Origin of the sequence: Limnohabitans sp. T6-5 (genome assembly GCF_003063315.1) — a bacterium.
Taxonomy (GTDB): Bacteria; Pseudomonadota; Gammaproteobacteria; order Burkholderiales; family Burkholderiaceae_C; genus Limnohabitans_A.
The window spans coordinates 134,214-149,697 of the sequence record NZ_NERV01000005.1; the positions used below are offsets into that span (position 1 = coordinate 134,214).

Below are 15,484 nucleotides of genomic sequence, written 5' to 3' on the forward strand. Positions count from 1 at the left end.
CGGTTTATGCTGGCTGGCGCACAGACTTGTGCATGGTACGTCCCTAGACTGGATGGCTTGAACCCAAGCACGATGAGCCCCAGAGGAAAATGCCATGCACAACGCCATCGACACCCTCAGGCAGGAACACGACACCATCGCACTGGCGCTGAAAATCCTGTCCCGGATGGATGAACGCATTACCGCAGAGCAGATCACGGACATCCAGGATCTGTCCACCGTGACCGATTTTCTGAAAGCATTTGGAGACACCTGCCACCACGGCAAGGAAGAACGTGTCTTGTTCCCGGCCATGCAGGCCGAAGACCCGGCGCAAACACAGGCCCCTATCCAGCGCATGCTGGACGAACATGCCCAAGGCCGCCAGCACTTGGCCAACATGCAAGCCGCATTGCACCCCGAGCTCAAACTCGTGGAGTTTCACGAGGCGGCACGTGCCTACACAACATTACTGCTGGCCCACATCGACAAGGAAAACACCATCCTGTTCCCGATGGCCGATCGCCTTTTGACAGTCAAGCAACAAACCGAACTGGCACAGGCATTTGATGTGTACGAAGACAAGGTCATGGGGCCAGGGCAGCACGACGCAATGCATGCCGAACTGAAAAAACTGCGCGCCAAATACCCCAACTGATTTCCGCCAGCGCCGATGCTGTTTGGCTTCGGTGCAGGCCCATCACGGGATTGAAACCTCCGACCTACAAACTTGGCCATGTCATGAACGTGGTGGGCCAAGGCATGGGGCAATGGACTTGGCGGATTGGTACACGGTGCATGGGTTTTGCAGGTCGGCACTCTCAGAGTCCGACGCTGTGCCCGAGGAACCCATGTCGCTCAAAAAATGGCGTGACAGGGCAATCAACCAGATGTCGGGGTCTTCGACCACCGACCTACAAATTACCGGGTCCTCGCTGGTCGGCACTCGCAGATCCCGACATTTGCCCGATTCCCCGCCAACGACAGCAAGAACACGATCGGTCAACCTCCCGACGTCAGGCTCTTCGACCACCGTCCAACAAACTACACGCAACCCCCTCGGAAGCGGGTATTAGGTGCTGCGAGGGGATGGCATGAAATGGTGCTCACTTGCGCACCGCGGGCACTTCGATAGGCAAGCCCTCGCCGCGCCACATGAGGTAAAGCGCCAGCTGACGCATCTCGAGGGCGCCCCAGGGCGGAATTTCTGCGCGAATGCCCGCAAAGCAGCTGCGCAAGCGCCGCTCCAGCGAGCCGGTTTTTTGCCATTCCAGCCGGTACACAGGGTAGCCGTTGGGCTGGCCCTGGCTCAAGGGGTCGGTGTACAGGCGCTGGCCAAAATTCTGGTCGTGGCATTGGGCGCAAGACAGGTTCAGCTGGCCCTGGCGACGGGCGAACAAGGCGGCACCCGCTTGCCAATGGGGCAAGGTAGCACCGCCGATGTCCACGCGCAGCGGCAAACCTTTGGAGGCTTGTGTCACCAGCAGCGTCAAGCCCAGCAAGGCATCCGACTCCGGGGCCAACGGCGGGGTCTGCTGGTGCCGTGTGGTGCAGTGGTTGATGCGATCCTCCAGATTGAAGAGGCGCCCGCTGGCGGTTTCGATGGCAGGGTAGCGCGTGGCCACCCCTTGCAGGCGGGCCACATCACCATGGCAGCTGAAACACGATTGGCCGTTAGCCACGCTGGCACGGCGCCACATCGCCGCGCCTTGGCTCAGCCACAGCTGCGCCGGGTTGGCAAACTCATCGGCTTGCAAGGCCTGCACATCCTTGCCTGAAAAATACAGACCCGATTTGAGTTGTGCCATGGGCAAAAAGCGCACAGGCTGCGGCTGGGCCACCGCGACAGAACTGCCCACCAAGCCCCAAATGCCCGCCAGCGCCAAGGCCCACCCGGCAGCCGAAAACGCCAAGACCTTCAACCTTGCTCCCGATGAGGCACTTGTGGGCTGCGGGCCAATGTCGGACTCTTCGAGTACCGACCTGCGGGAATACGTGTGATCCAAATCATCGCTGCGCCCTTGTAGGTCGGTGGTCGCAGACCCCGACATTGGGGGGATCGAGCCGTAACGCTGTTTTTGGCCTTGGATGCTCATCGGGCCAATGTCGGACTCTTCGAGTACCGACCTACGAGAATGCCGATGATCCAATGCCTCGCTGAGCCCTTGTAGGTCGGTGGTCGCAGACCCCGACATTGGGGGGATCGAGTGGTGAGGCTTTTTTTCACCGTCGATGCTCATGGGGCAGATGTCGGACTCTTCGAGTACCGACCTGCGGGAATGCCGATGATCCAATGCCTCGCTGCGCCCTTGTAGGTCGGTGGTCGCAGACCCCGACATTGGGGGGATCGAGTGGTGAGGCTTTTTTTCACCGTCGATGCTCATGGGGCAGATGTCGGACTCTTCGAGTACCGACCTGCGAGAATGCCGATGATCCAACGCCTCGCTGAGCCCTTGTAGGTCGGTGGTCGCAGACCCCGACATTGGGGGGATCGAGTGGTGAGGCTTTTTTTCACCGTCGATGCTCATGGGGCAGATGTCGGACTCTTCGAGTACCGACCTACGAGAATGCCGATGATCCAATGCCTCGCTGCGCCCTTGTAGGTCGGTGGTCGCAGACCCCGACATTGGGGGGATCGAGTGGTGAGGCTTTTTTTCACCGTCGATGCTCATGGGGCAGATGTCGGACTCTTCGCGTGCCGACCTACAAGAAAGGCGATGCCACGACAGACTTGCGAGCCACTGTTTCGCTTTCATCGGGCTCACCTGGCGGCAAGCACCGTCATGGTTTGCCGGAATTCGCCCCGGTTGCCGCGATCGTCCAGCCATTCGACGTGCATCTCGGCGGTTTCGGTGGCACGCACAAAAAACTCAAACAGCGGATTGGCCGCGATGCCCGACGAAGGCTCGACCCGGAACACCTCTTGCGGCCCCAGCGTGCACGTCAGCTGCCGGATCACGTTGCGCGGCACCAGTTTGCCCAGCAGGTCTTGCAGGTAACCGGTGTCCATCGGGTGCTGCACCAAGAGGCGCACCTTGACCACCTCACCGGCCGTGATGCGTTCGGGCCATTGCATGCGGGCGAGGTTCATGAGGCGTCCACACAAGACGACTCGGTGACGATGATGTCCATCTGGCCGTAGCGGAATTCGCCGCTGGACAAGCGCGCCAGAGCCACCACCACCTGACTGCCCGCCAGGCGCACGCGTGTGCTGACTTCGGCGCGGCCATTCCACGGGCCCAGCTTGAACAACGCCATGCGCGTGACCGGGTTGCGCTGCGACAGCAGGTACAGATGCGTCACATGGTCAGCTGCGGTCATGGGGCTTTGCACCTGCACCGTCATGGGCACCAAAGAGCCGTTGTCGGCCAGGATGGGGGCGGTAAGGGTCACGCCCAGCTCGCGTACCGAAGCGCCTTGGGTGATCGGATCGAGCATTTCTGACAGGCTCAACAGCCGACCGGACTCCATCTTTTGGGCGCGTGCGGGCCAAGCCTGCAAGGCCGCCCAGGCCAGCCCCAGGCGTGCACCGTGCTGCAGCCAAAGACGGCGTGTGAGGTGAGGTGGGGTTTGCACCCGCTTCATGGCGTGGCCCCCAAAGCGCCGCCGGGCTTGGCGAACAAATAGCTGACGATGTCGTCCACCGCCTGCGGGGTCAAAACGGTTTGCCCCCGGTAAGGGGCTGCCACATTGTGCAGGTCCTCAGTGCTCAGGTAGGCAGGCATGATGGTTTGCGGGTTGAAGCGCCGCGCATCGGCAATGCGCTCGCGGGCTTGCGCAGGCGAGCTGCGCTCAGCCAGTCCGTGCAAGGACGGCCCCAGCGCACCGCCTGCGGGCAAACCCTGGATTTGGTGGCACAGCACACAGCCCGTGTCTTGCCTTTGCAGCAGCAAGGCCCGGCCCCGCTCGGGCGAGGCCGGGCCTTGCGATGGCTGATCCTGCGCCCAAGCCGCGCAGCCAGCCAGGCCCAGGGCCAGTCCAGCTGCGAGGTTTTTCATGCGCGGGCCAAGCTCAGCCCGTGGTTCTTCAGGGGCAAAGAGCGGATGCGTTTGCCCAAAGCGGCAGAAATGGCGTTGACCAAGGCGGGTGCCAGCGGGGCCTGGGCAGGTTCGCCCACACCGCCCCAGAAGCCGCCCGTGGGCGCGATCACCACCTCGACCTTGGGCATTTCGTTCAGACGCATCATGCGGTAGTCGTGGAAGTTCGATTGCTCGACACGGCCTTCCTTGATGGTGTTTTCGCCCCAGAAAATGGCCGAAAGACCGTGCACCACGCTGCCCTGGAACTGGGCCACGATGTTGTCGGGGTTGACGGCATAGCCGGGGTCGATGCCGATCACCACGCGGTGGATCTTGACCTCGTTCTTGGCGTTGACCGAGACCTCGCACACGCAGGCCGTCCAGCTGCCATAGCCTTCGGTTTCGGCCACGCCCCGGAACACGCCTGCGGGCAGCTTGCTGCCCCAGCCTGCGGCCTTGGTCACGGCTTCCAGAATGCTGCGGTCGCGTTTGGACTTTTCGTTGTTGGGCAGCATGTCCAGGCGGAAGGCCACCGGGTCTTTGCCTGCGGCCTGCGCCAGCTCGTCGATGAAGCACTCGCGCCCGTACGGGTTTTGCGAGTGGCCCACCGAGCGCCAAAAGCCCACCGGCACGTTGGTGTTGCGCTGCGCGTAATCGACCAAGGTGTGGGGGATGTCGTAAGGGTGGTCATTGAAGCTGGCGACCGCCTGGCCGTCGATGCCCTTGGGCAAAGGCAACTTGAGCAGGGTGGCCAGAATGGACGGGGCACTCACGCGGATGTGCAGCGCATCGACCTTGCCGCTGGCGTCCAGACCGCCCTTGAAACGCATCAGGCTAGCCGGGCGGTACAGGCCGTGCTGGATTTCTTCTTCGCGGGTCCAGAGCATCTTGACCGGTTTGCCCGCCATGGCCTTGGCGATCATGACCGCCTGGCGCGTGAAGTCTTGCGGGCTCTTGCGGCCCAGACCGCCGCCCAGCTGCACCGGGTAGACCTTCACATTGGGCTGCGGCACGCCTGCGGTGGCCGCGCTCACGGCCAGGGTGGCCTCGGGGTTTTGGCTGGACGACCAAACTTCGAGCTTGTCGCCTTGCAGCCAGGCGGTGCAGACCATGGGCTCCATGGTGGCGTGCGCCAGGTAGGGCGTGAAGTAATCGGCCTCGACCACTTTGGCCGCCTTGCCCAAGGCCTCAGGCGCATTGCCATCGTTGCGGGCCACGGCCAGCTCGGCTTGTTCCATGCCCGCCTTGAAGTGGGCCATGATGGCCGCGCTGCTGAGCGTGCCATGCTCACCCACGTCCCACTCGACCGCCACTTCGCGCAGGGCCTCTTTGGCGCGCCACCAGTTGTCGGCCACCACGGCCACGAACTCACCCAGGTTCAGCACCTTGACGATGCCCCGGCGGTTTTCCACCTTGGACGCGTCCATGCTCTTGACCTTGCCGTTGAACACGGGGCACGCGGCCACCGCCGCATGCAGCATGCCGGGCAATTGGGTGTCAATGCCGTATTTGATCTTGCCCACCACGATGTCGGGAATGTCCACCCGGGCGATGGGCTTGCCGATCAGCGTCCAGTCTTTCGGGTCTTTGAGCGCGACTTCTTTAGGCGCCTCCAACTTGGCAGCCGCTGCAGCCAGTTGGCCATAGCTCAGGCTGCGTTTGCTGGCGGCGTGGGTGACTTTGCTCAGCGAAGCCTTGCATTCGCTGGCAGGCACGCCCCATTGCTGGGCCGCGGCGGCGATCAGCAAGTGCCGTGCGGTGGCACCGGCCTGGCGCAAATAGGCTTGCGAGTTGCGGATGGTGCGGCTGCCCACCGAGGCCATGTCGCCAAAGGCGCGTTTGCTGCGCAGGTTGTCGTGGGCGGTGGCGTACTCGACACGGACTTTTTTCCAGTCGGCATCCAGCTCATCAGCAATGATCATGGGCGCCGAGGTCATGCTGCCTTGGCCCATTTCGGCGCGGGCGTAGCGGATGACGATGGTGTCGTTCGGCTCGATCTCGACCCAGACGTTCAGCTGCGGCACATCGGCGGCGCTGGCCCGCTCGGGCACAAAAAAGCCCAGCGACAAGCCCGCTGAGGCGCTGCTGGACACTTTGAGGAAATGGCGGCGGTCTGCGTTCATGTTCGGGGTGCTCATGCGCGGGTCCCTTTCTTGGCAGCGGCGTGGATGGCGGTGCGGATGCGGGCATAGGTGCCACAGCGGCAAATGTTGCTCATGGCCGCGTCGATGTCTTCATCGGTGGGCTTGGGCTTTTTCTTGAGCAGGGCCACAGCGGCCAGCATCTGACCGCCCTGGCAGTAACCGCATTGGGGCACCTGGTGGTCAATCCAGGCTTGCTGCACAGCGTGCAGGCGGCCTTTGTCGTCCAGGCCTTCGATGGTGATGACTTTTTGCCCCACCGCCGCCGACACGGGGTAAGAGCATGAGCGCACCGGCTCGCCATTGAGCAGCACGGTGCAGGCGCCGCATTGCGCGATGCCGCAACCGAATTTGGGGCCCTTGATGTCGAGTTCGTCGCGCAATGCCCACAGCAAGGGCATTTCGGGCTCGGCATCGAGCGTGTGGTTTTTCCCATTGACGGTCAGTTTCATGTGCGAAATCTCCAGTTGATCCACCCAGCCTGCGACTGTGTCGCCATGCGCGCCATTGCGCAACTGGGAAACAACCGAGGACAAAGGCCAAGCCCTGCGGAACAGTCACGTCCGAGACTGATGAGGCAGTTCGGCTGAAACGGTCGAACGCTGCGCGTAGCCCCCACCAACCCCCCACGACAAGCGCTGTCGCCTGCGTGCAAGCCCAAAACTTGAATCCCTTTAGAGTGGGCGCAGCCTGTGTATCTTGAATTGCCGGGCATTTCCATTTCAGGAGACCTCCATTGCCCACTTTGTCCAAAAAAGACGCATTGGCCGATTTGTACCTGTGCATGGCACGCATCCGTGCCTTTGAAAACGCCGCCGAAGTCTTGAGCCAAGGCGGCGTCAGCGCCTACAACAAAACCGCCGACGGCAGCGCCAAAGTGCGCGGCCCCTTGCACCTGTCCACCGGGCAAGAGGGTGTGGCTGCAGGCGTGTGCGCCCACCTCACCCCGCGTGACTACCTGACCTCCACCCACCGAGGCCATGGCCACACCCTGGCCAAGGGGGCTGACCTGAGCCGCATGATGTGCGAGCTGTACGGCAAGGCCACTGGGTTTAACGGGGGCAAAGGCGGCTCCATGCACATTGCCGATTTTTCGGTGGGCATGCTGGGGGCCAACGGCGTGGTGGCAGCGGGCCTGCCCATTGCCGTGGGCGCCGCGCACGCCCAAAAATTGCAAAAGCGAAGCGACATCACCGTGTGTTTTTTTGGCGATGGCGCCACCAACCGGGGGCCGTTTCTCGAAGCCCTCAATTGGGCGCAGGTGCACCATTTGCCAGTGCTCTTTGTGTGTGAAGACAACCGCTGGAGCGCCACCACCGCCAGCGGCCCCATGATTGCCGGGCCGGGTGCCTCGGCGCGCAGCGAAAGCCTGGGCATTGCAGCGCACCAGGTCGATGGCAACGATGTGTGGGCCGTTTACGAGAAAGCCGCCGAGCTGGTGCAGACCATTCGCTCTGGCCAAGGGCCGCGACTGTTGCATGCGCTCACCTACCGGGTCAAAGGCCATGTGTCGGTGGACCTGGCGGCTTACCGCGACCCCCGAGAAGTTGAAGAAGCCCTGAAGAACGACCCCATCCAGAACGCCCGCCGCGCCCTGCTGGCCGCAGGCAGCAGCGATCTGGCGTGCGACCAGATGGACCAGCAAGCCCAGGCAGAAGTTCAGTCCGCCATGAAAGCAGCGGACGAGGCGCCCTGGCCCGATGTGTCTGCCGCTTACACCGACATCCAGACCACAGGAGAAGGTCAATGGTTTTGAACACGATGACAAACACGATGACATACAGCCAGACCGCCGTGCTGGCCGTGCAGCGAGAAATGGAAGCCGACGAGCGCGTGGTGGTCTTGGGCGAGGATGTGGGCCGCGGCGGCATCTTTGGCCAATACAAAGGCCTGCAACAGACCTTTGGCACGCACCGCATCATCGACACCCCGATCAGCGAAGCGGCCATCATGGGCGGTGGCGTGGGCATGGCGCTGGCGGGCATGCGACCGGTGGTGGAGATGCGCGTTGTCGACTTTGCCCTGTGCGGCATGGACGAAATCATCAACCAGGCCGCCAAGAACCGTTACATGTTTGGCGGCCAGGGCCGCGTGCCCCTGGTGGCCCGCATGCCCATTGGCATCTGGGATGCCTCGGCCGCGCAACATTCTCAGTCCCTCGAAGCCTGGTTTGCCCACATGCCCGGCTTGGTGGTGGTGTGTCCGGGCTCGGTACAAGACAACTACTCGTTGCTGCGCGCGGCCATGCAGTGTGGTGACCCGGTGGTCTATATGGAACACAAGACCCTGTGGGGCCTGGAAGGCGCGGTAGACGAGAGCGTGCAAGTGCCCTTGGGCAAAGCTGCTGTGCTGCGTCCGGGTGACCACCTGACGATGGTCAGCTGGAGCCGTCAGGTGCAGGTGTGCCAAACGGCGTGTGATCAACTGGCAGCTTTGGGCGTTCAGGTTGAGCTGATTGATTTGCGCACCCTGTGGCCTTGGGACCGCGACACGGTGCTCAAGTCTGCTGCCAAAACAGGCCATCTGCTGGTGGTGCACGAGGCGATTCAGGCCGCAGGCTTTGGCGCCGAAATCGCCGCCACCGTGGCCGAAACCCTGGGCGTGCGCGTCAAGCGCCTGGGCGCACCGCGCATCCCGGTGGGTTACGCCCCAGTTCTGGAAGCCGTGGCCCGCGTGTCGGCCGAGCAGATCGTGACAGCGGCGCAGGAATGCCTGATGCCGATGAAGCGTTCCACCCACTGAACGCTCGAAAAAGCCTTGCGCCAAAACCCACCATGTCGGACCTGAAGGTACCGACCTACGGAGGGCGGTATTTGCAGGTCGGCGGCTTCAGCCCCGACATGAGCCTGTGCCGTAGCCCACAAGGCCATCAATCTGCAGATGGCCCTCGACGAGGTTTCACCGTGGGTAAACCAATTGCCAGCCTTCAGGGCAGTGCGCGGTGTTGGGGTAATACTGGCCGACCGACCCGCAGTAATAACTGGCATTGGCGGACGCGGACGGAGGCACGTAGCTGACAGGGGGCGACACATAAGTCACTTGAGGCTGCACATAGCTGGGCTGGCTGCTGGCCGCACCAATGGCCGCACCCGCCAGGCCCAGAACAATCAAAGGTCCCAACCAATCGGAAGAGCCATGGCGGTATCCGCCACCATGGTGACCATGGCCCCGTGGGCCATCGGCCAGAGCGTGGCCGCTGGCAGCCACCAGGCAAAGTGTCACGACAGCGGCTTGGAGAATTTTTTTCATGGACGGGCTCTCGGGAGTGATGTGTTCACCTTCAACGGCCCGCATGCGGCTGAGTTGACCCGTCCGTGTCGGTTTCATGAATCAGTTGTAAGCAGCTGTTGTCACTGCCTTGCAAGATGCTGGAATGCAAAGCTTGTTGCCTTTGGCGCAGGCCCTTGTCGGGGCTGAAGCCACCGACCTACAAAATTTCTCGTTGGTCGGAGGCTTCAGCTGCGACTTTGTGGCTTGTGGTGACGGCGTAGGGTGAACTGAGCCGATTCACTGCTCCTTGAGCACCCGGCGGTACTGCACGGCTTCGGCCACATGGGCGGCTTCTATCGTGTCGCTGCCCGCCAAATCGGCGATCGTGCGGGCGACTTTCAGGCTGCGGTGGGTGCTGCGGCCGCTCCAGCCGAGCTTGGTGGCCGCTTTTTGCAGCAGTGCCGCAGCGGTGTCTGACAACTTGGCCTGCGCATCGATGGCCTGGCCTTGCAGCGCGGCGTTGGCGCAGCCTTGCCGCGTCAGCGCGCGCTGGCGTGCGGCCAGACTTCGGGCGGCAATGGCCTCAGTACTTTCGCCCGGCGGCGCGTTCAGCAGGTCTTGCGCGGGCAGGCTGGGCACTTCGATGTGCAGGTCAATGCGGTCCAACAAGGGGCCGCTGAGCTTGCCCTGGTAACGGCTGATCTGATCCGGTGAGCAGCGGCAACTGCGTGAAGCACTGCCCAGGTAGCCGCAAGGGCAGGGGTTCATCGCGGCGATCAATTGAAAGCGTGCCGGAAACTCGGCTCGCCGGGCCGCACGGGCGATGGTGATGGTGCCGGTTTCCAGCGGCTCACGCAGGGCTTCGAGGGCGGCGCGGGGGAATTCGGGCAATTCGTCCAGAAACAAAACGCCGTTGTGGGCCAGTGAGATTTCACCAGGCCGGGGCGGCGATCCACCGCCCACCAGCGCCACTGCGCTGGCTGAGTGGTGCGGCTGGCCTGTGGGGCGCTGCGCCCAACGGTTCAGCTCAAAGCGCCCGCCCAGACTGGCCACTGCCGCTGCTTCCAGGGCTTCTTCGACCGACATCGGCGGCAGCAATCCCGCAAAGCGTTGCGCCAGCATGGACTTGCCCGAGCCTGGCGGTCCGACCATGAGCAGTGAATGCCCTCCGGCTGCGGCGATTTCCAGCACACGCTTGACGCCCGCCTGTCCTTTCACATCGGCCAAGTCGGCGTACTGTGGCGGTGCGCTGGGCGTGGTGGCGGCCATGCGTGCCCAGCCCTCGCCGGGCTCGGGCGGCGCTTCATTCGAAGGCGGCAGGAATTGCTGCACCACATCCAGCAGATGACTGGCCCGAAACACTTCGGCGTCGGGCACCAAAGCGGCCTCTTCGGCGCTGCCCGGCGGCAGCACCAAGCGTGTGCGCACATTCTGTTGACGCAGCACCAGGCTCATGGCCAGCGCGCCGCGCACCGGGCGCAGTTCGCCCGACAAGGACAATTCGCCCGCAAATTCATGGCCTGCCAGGCGGGCCGCGTCGATTTGACCGCTGGCCGCCAGAATGCCCAGCGCGATGGGCAAGTCCAGGCGTCCGGAGTCTTTGGGCAGATCGGCCGGGGCCAGGTTGACGGTGATGCGTTTGTTGTGCGGAAACTCCAGGCCGCTGTTTTGCAAGGCCGAGCGCACCCGCTCGCGGGCTTCCTTGACCTCGACATCGGCCAGGCCCACCAGCGTGAAGCTGGGCAGGCCGTTGGCCAGATGCACCTCCACGGTGACGGCGGGCGCTTGCAACCCCACCAGTGCACGGCTGTGCACCAAAGAAAGACTCATATTTCCTCCCTGCCCCATGTTGGTGCATGGCGTGTGCATGGGCATGCCCTCTCGCCGCACCGACTTGTTTTGAATGCCATTCAAACATGCACAGCGCCCCATTGCACGGGTGAATGCCCGCAGTCATGGCCAAGAAGAGTTGGCACGGTCCCTGCTTAATGAGACTGTCCTCAACAACTTTTCCAGGAGTTCCACATGAAAAAGATCCTCGTTCCTTCCCTGATCGCTTTGGCCGTCAGCGCACTGGCTCCTGTGGCTCACGCCCAAACGGCGCCTGCAGAACCCGCCAGCAGCTTGTCTTTCAACGCCGGTGTGGTGTCTGAATACCGCTATCGCGGCATTTCCCAGTCGCGCCTGGAGCCTGCATTGCAAGGCGGCGTGGATTACGCTGACAAGAGCGGCTTTTATGTCGGCGCCTGGGGCTCTTCGATCAAGTGGATCAAGGATGCCACGGCCACAGATGGCTCTGTGGAAATCGACCTCTACGGTGGCTACAAAGGCGCTGTGGGTGACGTGGCCTATGACGTGGGTTACCTGCGGTATGAATACACAGGCAACAAGCTGGCCAATGTTGCCAAAGATGGCATTCCTCTGTACGGCAACGCCAACACCGACGAAATTTATGGGGCGGTGACTTTGGGTGCCTACACCGCCAAATACTCGTATGCACTGTCCAACTTGTTCGGCAACCTGAACAGCAAGGGCAGCTATTACCTCGACCTGAGCGCAACCTATGACTTGGGCGAAGGCTATTCTTTGGTGCCACATGTGGGTTACCAGAAAGTGGCCAATACGCCGGATGGCACGTACACCGACTACGCCCTGACCTTGGGCAAGGATCTGGGCAATGGTTTGAGCGCAACTGGCGCAGTCATTGGCTCCAATGCCAAAAAATCCTTCTACTACACCCCAGCAGGCAAAGCCACAGGCGACACCGGCTTGGTTGTTGGCCTAAAGTACACCTTCTGATTCCCCACACACCACACAAGGAGCCATCATGAAACTGGTGACCGCCATCATCAAACCCTTCAAGCTGGACGAAGTGCGTGAAGCACTTTCGGGCATCGGCGTGCAGGGCATCACCGTGACCGAAGTCAAAGGCTTTGGTCGTCAAAAAGGCCACACCGAGCTGTACCGTGGTGCGGAATACGTGGTCGACTTTTTGCCCAAGGTGAAGATCGAAGCCGCCGTATCCAACGAGCTGGTCGAGCGCGTGATCGAAGCCATCGAGTCCGGTGCCCGCACCGGCAAGATTGGCGACGGCAAGATCTTCGTGTACGACCTCGAACAAGTGGTTCGCATCCGCACCGGTGAAACCGGCGCCGAAGCCCTCTGATTGACAAGAAAGAGAGTCGACAAATGAAAAAGCTACTCGCTTCCCTGGCCTTGGGCCTGAGTTTGAGTTTGGGCCTGTTTGGCGCCAGCTCGGTGGCCTCGGCCCAGACGGCGCCAGCTGCCGTGACGGCGCCAGCTGAAGCCAAAGCCCCCGCAACGGCCCCAGCTGTGGCTGCCGCTCCCGCTGCTGTGGTGGCTGCAGCACCCGCAGAAGCCGCACCCGTGCCCGTCCCCAACAAGGGCGACACCGGCTGGATGCTGCTGTCCACCTTGCTCGTGCTGATGATGGCCGTGCCCGGTCTGGCCTTGTTCTACGGCGGCCTGGTGCGCAGCAAGAACATGCTGTCGGTGCTCATGCAAGTCATGGTCACCTTCTCGCTGATCCTGGTGCTCTGGTTCATCTATGGCTACAGCTTCGCGTTCACCGAAGGCAATGCCTACATCGGTGGCATGGACCGCCTGTTCATGAAAGGCATCTGGGACAACGCAGCAGGCACTTTCGCCAATGCGGCCACCTTCTCCAAGGGCGTCTACATTCCTGAAATCGTGTTCGCCGCCTTCCAGGCCACCTTTGCGGGCATCACCTGCGCCCTGATCGTCGGTGCCTTTGCCGAGCGCGTGAAGTTCTCTGCCGTGCTGGCTTTCATGGTGCTGTGGTTCACCTTCAGCTACCTGCCGATCGCGCACATGGTCTGGTTCTGGATGGGTCCTGACGCTTACGCTTCCAAAGAAGTCGTGGACGAAATGACTTCCAAGGCCGGTTTGCTGTGGCAGTGGGGCGCGCTGGACTTCGCTGGCGGTACTGTGGTGCACATCAACGCTGCTGTGGCTGGCTTGGTCGGTGCCTTCATGATCGGCAAACGCGTCGGTTACGGCAAGGAATCCATGGCGCCTCACAGCCTGACATTGACCATGGTCGGTGCCGCCTTGCTGTGGGTGGGCTGGTTCGGCTTCAACGCAGGTTCCGCTCTGGAAGCCAACGGTTTCGCGGCGCTCGCCTTCATCAACACCATGTTGGCCACCGCTGCGGCTGTGTTGGCCTGGTGCATGGGTGAAGCCCTGATGCGTGGCAAAGCTTCGATGTTGGGTGCGGCTTCTGGTGCGGTGGCAGGTCTGGTGGCAGTCACGCCAGCGGCTGGCAACGTCGGCATCGGCGGCGCTGTGATCATCGGCTTCATCGGCGGCTTCGCCTGCCTGTGGGGTGTGAATGGCCTGAAGAAACTGCTGGGCGCTGACGACTCTCTGGACGTCTTCGGTGTGCACGGTGTGGGCGGTATCGTCGGCGCCTTGCTGACCGGCGTGTTCAACTCCCCCAGCCTGGGCGGCCCCAGCGCGGTGGGCGACTGGGTCACGGTGAGCATGGTGACCGCTGACGCTTACTCCATCGCTGCACAAGTGTGGATCCAGGCCAAAGCCGTGCTGCTGACCATCGTCTGGTCGGGAGTGGTGTCGGTCGTTGCCTACAAGATCGTTGACCTGACCATCGGTCTGCGCGTCTCGGAAGAAGAAGAGCGCGAAGGTCTGGACATCTCCTCACACGGCGAGTCGGCCTACCACGGTTGATGCCTTGAGTTTCGGGTGACGCCTGTCACCCGTCTTCAAAAAAGCCCGCAGCGCTTGCGCCCTGCGGGCTTTTTTATGTATTTAACCCCTGATATCTTCGATCATTTGCACAGGCTCATGTGGGCTGTAGAGTCAGACCTGCTGGTGCTGGGTTTTTGACCCTTTACGCCTCAATATTGACCGCGGGATCGTAAGTGTTTACAGCAATAGCTCTGGAATATTTTATGATTGTTCCATTTAAATTCTCTGTGTAAATATTAATTTCTGTCATCAATAATTGCACACGAAACGGTGCCTCTTTCGATTGATTTGAATATCATTAATTTAGGATTGATTACCCAGGCTTTTATAATGTCATGAGCAATGAATTTAAATTTGTTTTGTTTTAATTTTCCAATGGCAATAATTTCGGTATCTTTTTGTATTGTTGAAACGCAGTTTGTATCGTTGGTATCCAAGATTTCATATCCACTCTGGAGGTTGATATTTAGACTGTCATGCTTGTATTTTCCATTGTCTTTAAATTCATATAAATCAATTAAACATTTCTTAGCTATATACTTATTATGACTATTGCATTGATATTGAATTTGCACCGATGAGTCAAATCCTTTGGGAATCATGATTCCAAGAGTTTTCAGTTCATGGGTTAAGTCTTGAGGCCAGGCATTTTTAATGACCAAAAAAGTAGTTATTAGAAATATATATTTACTGGCTGCAGATATGTATTTATTAGAAAGCATTATAAAATTCTCGCAAAAATTGATTTACCAAACTTGACTCAATCATTCTGGGGTCATGTTCCCTACAAAACCTGCGGTGCGCGTTTGGGGCCAGTGAAGGCCCTATATAGGCTGCAGAAAAACATAAGCCCGCGGATGGGGAGCCTTTTCAAGAAGACATTTTTTTCGCGCTTTTTCTCGGTCAACGAATGCTGTGAATGAAAGAGTATGAGTTGCAGCAATTTGGCGGCTGCGCCAACGGGATGCTTGCTCGAAGCCGGGAACTCCCATTTTTAAACGGTGGATGGACGAACATTCAGAAAACCAGCAAAAAACCCTCTGGCTCATCTTGGCCTTCTGAATGCGGTTCTGCGCGACCAGTTCGGGAGGATAGATCGGCGGTGAACACAAGGCCTTGATCTGGCCCAGGTCTTGTGTAGACAGCCCCTTGTGCTTGCTGAGCAAGAGGGCCATCTCCAGCATTTCGGAAGAGACGCGATCAGTTTTTATTGTGACAGTCATGGCAAATTTCCTTGAGTACAGCTTATAGATCCGGCTCGATGAAGTCTGGGCAGTGTGTTGCAAGTTGGGGGGATTTTGTGGGAGCTTGCCCTGCAAGCGAAAAGCCTGTGGTCCACCAGCGTCTGATCGCCAGCAGGGCTGGCTCCTACAGGGTGCAGGGTTG

General features: G+C 60.6%; 16 protein-coding genes. 6 read left to right on the forward strand and 10 right to left on the reverse strand.

Features of this window, described 5'->3' with window-relative positions; all coding sequences use genetic code 11:
* Positions 1-94 precede the first annotated feature (94 nt).
* Entirely contained in the window at positions 95-637 is a 543-nt protein-coding gene (locus B9Z51_RS17480; protein ID WP_108376448.1) for a hemerythrin domain-containing protein, read from the forward strand.
* A gap of 448 nt (positions 638-1,085) precedes the next feature.
* Here the strand turns inward: B9Z51_RS17480 and soxA are convergent, their stop codons facing one another.
* From soxA to B9Z51_RS17510, 6 genes are all read right to left on the reverse strand, one after another.
* A complete protein-coding gene (soxA, locus tag B9Z51_RS17485) occupies positions 1,086-2,075 on the reverse strand; it encodes a sulfur oxidation c-type cytochrome SoxA (protein WP_233255030.1) in 990 nt (329 codons plus the stop codon).
* Between the two features lie 665 nt (positions 2,076-2,740).
* A complete protein-coding gene (gene soxZ / locus B9Z51_RS17490) occupies positions 2,741-3,070 on the reverse strand; it encodes a thiosulfate oxidation carrier complex protein SoxZ (RefSeq protein ID WP_108376449.1) in 330 nt (109 codons plus the stop codon).
* Complete coding sequence (locus B9Z51_RS17495) at positions 3,067-3,564, reverse strand: thiosulfate oxidation carrier protein SoxY (protein ID WP_108376450.1); 498 nt, start codon at positions 3,562-3,564, stop codon at positions 3,067-3,069. Before B9Z51_RS17495 ends, soxZ begins: the two co-directional genes overlap by 4 nt.
* Positions 3,561-3,977 (reverse strand): sulfur oxidation c-type cytochrome SoxX, encoded by a 417-nt coding sequence (gene soxX, locus B9Z51_RS17500; RefSeq protein ID WP_108376451.1) that lies wholly within the window; start codon positions 3,975-3,977, stop codon positions 3,561-3,563. The genes B9Z51_RS17495 and soxX overlap by 4 nt, the downstream gene beginning before the upstream one ends.
* Entirely contained in the window at positions 3,974-6,136 is a 2,163-nt protein-coding gene (locus B9Z51_RS17505; RefSeq protein WP_108376452.1) for a xanthine dehydrogenase family protein molybdopterin-binding subunit, read from the reverse strand. The genes soxX and B9Z51_RS17505 overlap by 4 nt, the downstream gene beginning before the upstream one ends.
* A complete protein-coding gene (locus B9Z51_RS17510; protein WP_199227581.1) occupies positions 6,133-6,591 on the reverse strand; it encodes a (2Fe-2S)-binding protein in 459 nt (152 codons plus the stop codon). Before B9Z51_RS17510 ends, B9Z51_RS17505 begins: the two co-directional genes overlap by 4 nt.
* Before the next feature lie 332 nt (positions 6,592-6,923).
* On the opposite strand from B9Z51_RS17510, the gene B9Z51_RS17515 reads away from it, so the two are divergent.
* The gene (locus B9Z51_RS17515; RefSeq protein WP_108376504.1) at positions 6,924-7,895 is read left to right on the forward strand and encodes a thiamine pyrophosphate-dependent dehydrogenase E1 component subunit alpha; all 972 of its coding nucleotides are present in this window, start codon (positions 6,924-6,926) and stop codon (positions 7,893-7,895) included.
* Positions 7,886-8,881, forward strand: a complete 996-nt coding sequence (locus tag B9Z51_RS17520; protein WP_233255031.1) for an alpha-ketoacid dehydrogenase subunit beta — start codon at positions 7,886-7,888, stop codon at positions 8,879-8,881. The genes B9Z51_RS17515 and B9Z51_RS17520 overlap by 10 nt, the downstream gene beginning before the upstream one ends.
* A 156-nt stretch (positions 8,882-9,037) precedes the next feature.
* Here B9Z51_RS17520 and B9Z51_RS17525 read toward each other — a convergent pair whose 3' ends face one another.
* Together B9Z51_RS17525 and B9Z51_RS17530 are read right to left on the reverse strand one after the other, a co-directional pair.
* The gene (locus B9Z51_RS17525) at positions 9,038-9,388 is read right to left on the reverse strand and encodes a hypothetical protein (RefSeq protein WP_146187807.1); all 351 of its coding nucleotides are present in this window, start codon (positions 9,386-9,388) and stop codon (positions 9,038-9,040) included.
* 258 nt (positions 9,389-9,646) lie between these two features.
* Entirely contained in the window at positions 9,647-11,179 is a 1,533-nt protein-coding gene (locus tag B9Z51_RS17530; RefSeq protein WP_108376505.1) for a YifB family Mg chelatase-like AAA ATPase, read from the reverse strand.
* 195 nt (positions 11,180-11,374) lie between these two features.
* Here B9Z51_RS17530 and B9Z51_RS17535 point away from each other — a divergent pair, with 195 nt between their 5' ends.
* The 3 genes from B9Z51_RS17535 to B9Z51_RS17545 are packed head-to-tail and all read left to right on the forward strand — an operon-like array spanning position 11,375 to position 14,077.
* A complete protein-coding gene (locus B9Z51_RS17535) occupies positions 11,375-12,148 on the forward strand; it encodes a TorF family putative porin (protein WP_108376455.1) in 774 nt (257 codons plus the stop codon).
* Positions 12,149-12,176: 28 nt separating this feature from the next.
* Positions 12,177-12,515, forward strand: a complete 339-nt coding sequence (locus B9Z51_RS17540; protein ID WP_108376456.1) for a P-II family nitrogen regulator — start codon at positions 12,177-12,179, stop codon at positions 12,513-12,515.
* A 23-nt stretch (positions 12,516-12,538) separates the two neighbouring features.
* Complete coding sequence (locus B9Z51_RS17545; protein WP_108376457.1) at positions 12,539-14,077, forward strand: ammonium transporter; 1,539 nt, start codon at positions 12,539-12,541, stop codon at positions 14,075-14,077.
* 257 nt (positions 14,078-14,334) lie between these two features.
* Here the strand turns inward: B9Z51_RS17545 and B9Z51_RS17550 are convergent, their stop codons facing one another.
* Positions 14,335-14,820, reverse strand: coding sequence for a hypothetical protein (locus B9Z51_RS17550; RefSeq protein ID WP_108376458.1), 486 nt, complete (start codon positions 14,818-14,820; stop codon positions 14,335-14,337).
* 102 nt (positions 14,821-14,922) lie between these two features.
* The gene (locus B9Z51_RS17555; RefSeq protein WP_108376459.1) at positions 14,923-15,321 is read right to left on the reverse strand and encodes a hypothetical protein; all 399 of its coding nucleotides are present in this window, start codon (positions 15,319-15,321) and stop codon (positions 14,923-14,925) included.
* Positions 15,322-15,484: the final 163 nt, after the last annotated feature.

Coding starts and splice junctions, on each gene's coding strand:
- B9Z51_RS17480 (WP_108376448.1), top strand. CDS start 95: ATGCACAACGCCATCGACACCCTCAGGCAGGAACACGACACCATCGCA.
- soxA (WP_233255030.1), bottom strand. CDS start 2,075: ATGAGCATCCAAGGCCAAAAACAGCGTTACGGCTCGATCCCCCCAATG.
- soxZ (WP_108376449.1), bottom strand. CDS start 3,070: ATGAACCTCGCCCGCATGCAATGGCCCGAACGCATCACGGCCGGTGAG.
- B9Z51_RS17495 (WP_108376450.1), bottom strand. CDS start 3,564: ATGAAGCGGGTGCAAACCCCACCTCACCTCACACGCCGTCTTTGGCTG.
- B9Z51_RS17525 (WP_146187807.1), bottom strand. CDS start 9,388: ATGAAAAAAATTCTCCAAGCCGCTGTCGTGACACTTTGCCTGGTGGCT.
- soxX (WP_108376451.1), bottom strand. CDS start 3,977: ATGAAAAACCTCGCAGCTGGACTGGCCCTGGGCCTGGCTGGCTGCGCG.
- B9Z51_RS17555 (WP_108376459.1), bottom strand. CDS start 15,321: ATGACTGTCACAATAAAAACTGATCGCGTCTCTTCCGAAATGCTGGAG.
- B9Z51_RS17510 (WP_199227581.1), bottom strand. CDS start 6,591: ATGAAACTGACCGTCAATGGGAAAAACCACACGCTCGATGCCGAGCCC.
- B9Z51_RS17520 (WP_233255031.1), top strand. CDS start 7,886: ATGGTTTTGAACACGATGACAAACACGATGACATACAGCCAGACCGCC.
- B9Z51_RS17540 (WP_108376456.1), top strand. CDS start 12,177: ATGAAACTGGTGACCGCCATCATCAAACCCTTCAAGCTGGACGAAGTG.
- B9Z51_RS17505 (WP_108376452.1), bottom strand. CDS start 6,136: ATGAGCACCCCGAACATGAACGCAGACCGCCGCCATTTCCTCAAAGTG.
- B9Z51_RS17545 (WP_108376457.1), top strand. CDS start 12,539: ATGAAAAAGCTACTCGCTTCCCTGGCCTTGGGCCTGAGTTTGAGTTTG.
- B9Z51_RS17530 (WP_108376505.1), bottom strand. CDS start 11,179: ATGAGTCTTTCTTTGGTGCACAGCCGTGCACTGGTGGGGTTGCAAGCG.
- B9Z51_RS17535 (WP_108376455.1), top strand. CDS start 11,375: ATGAAAAAGATCCTCGTTCCTTCCCTGATCGCTTTGGCCGTCAGCGCA.
- B9Z51_RS17550 (WP_108376458.1), bottom strand. CDS start 14,820: ATGCTTTCTAATAAATACATATCTGCAGCCAGTAAATATATATTTCTA.
- B9Z51_RS17515 (WP_108376504.1), top strand. CDS start 6,924: ATGGCACGCATCCGTGCCTTTGAAAACGCCGCCGAAGTCTTGAGCCAA.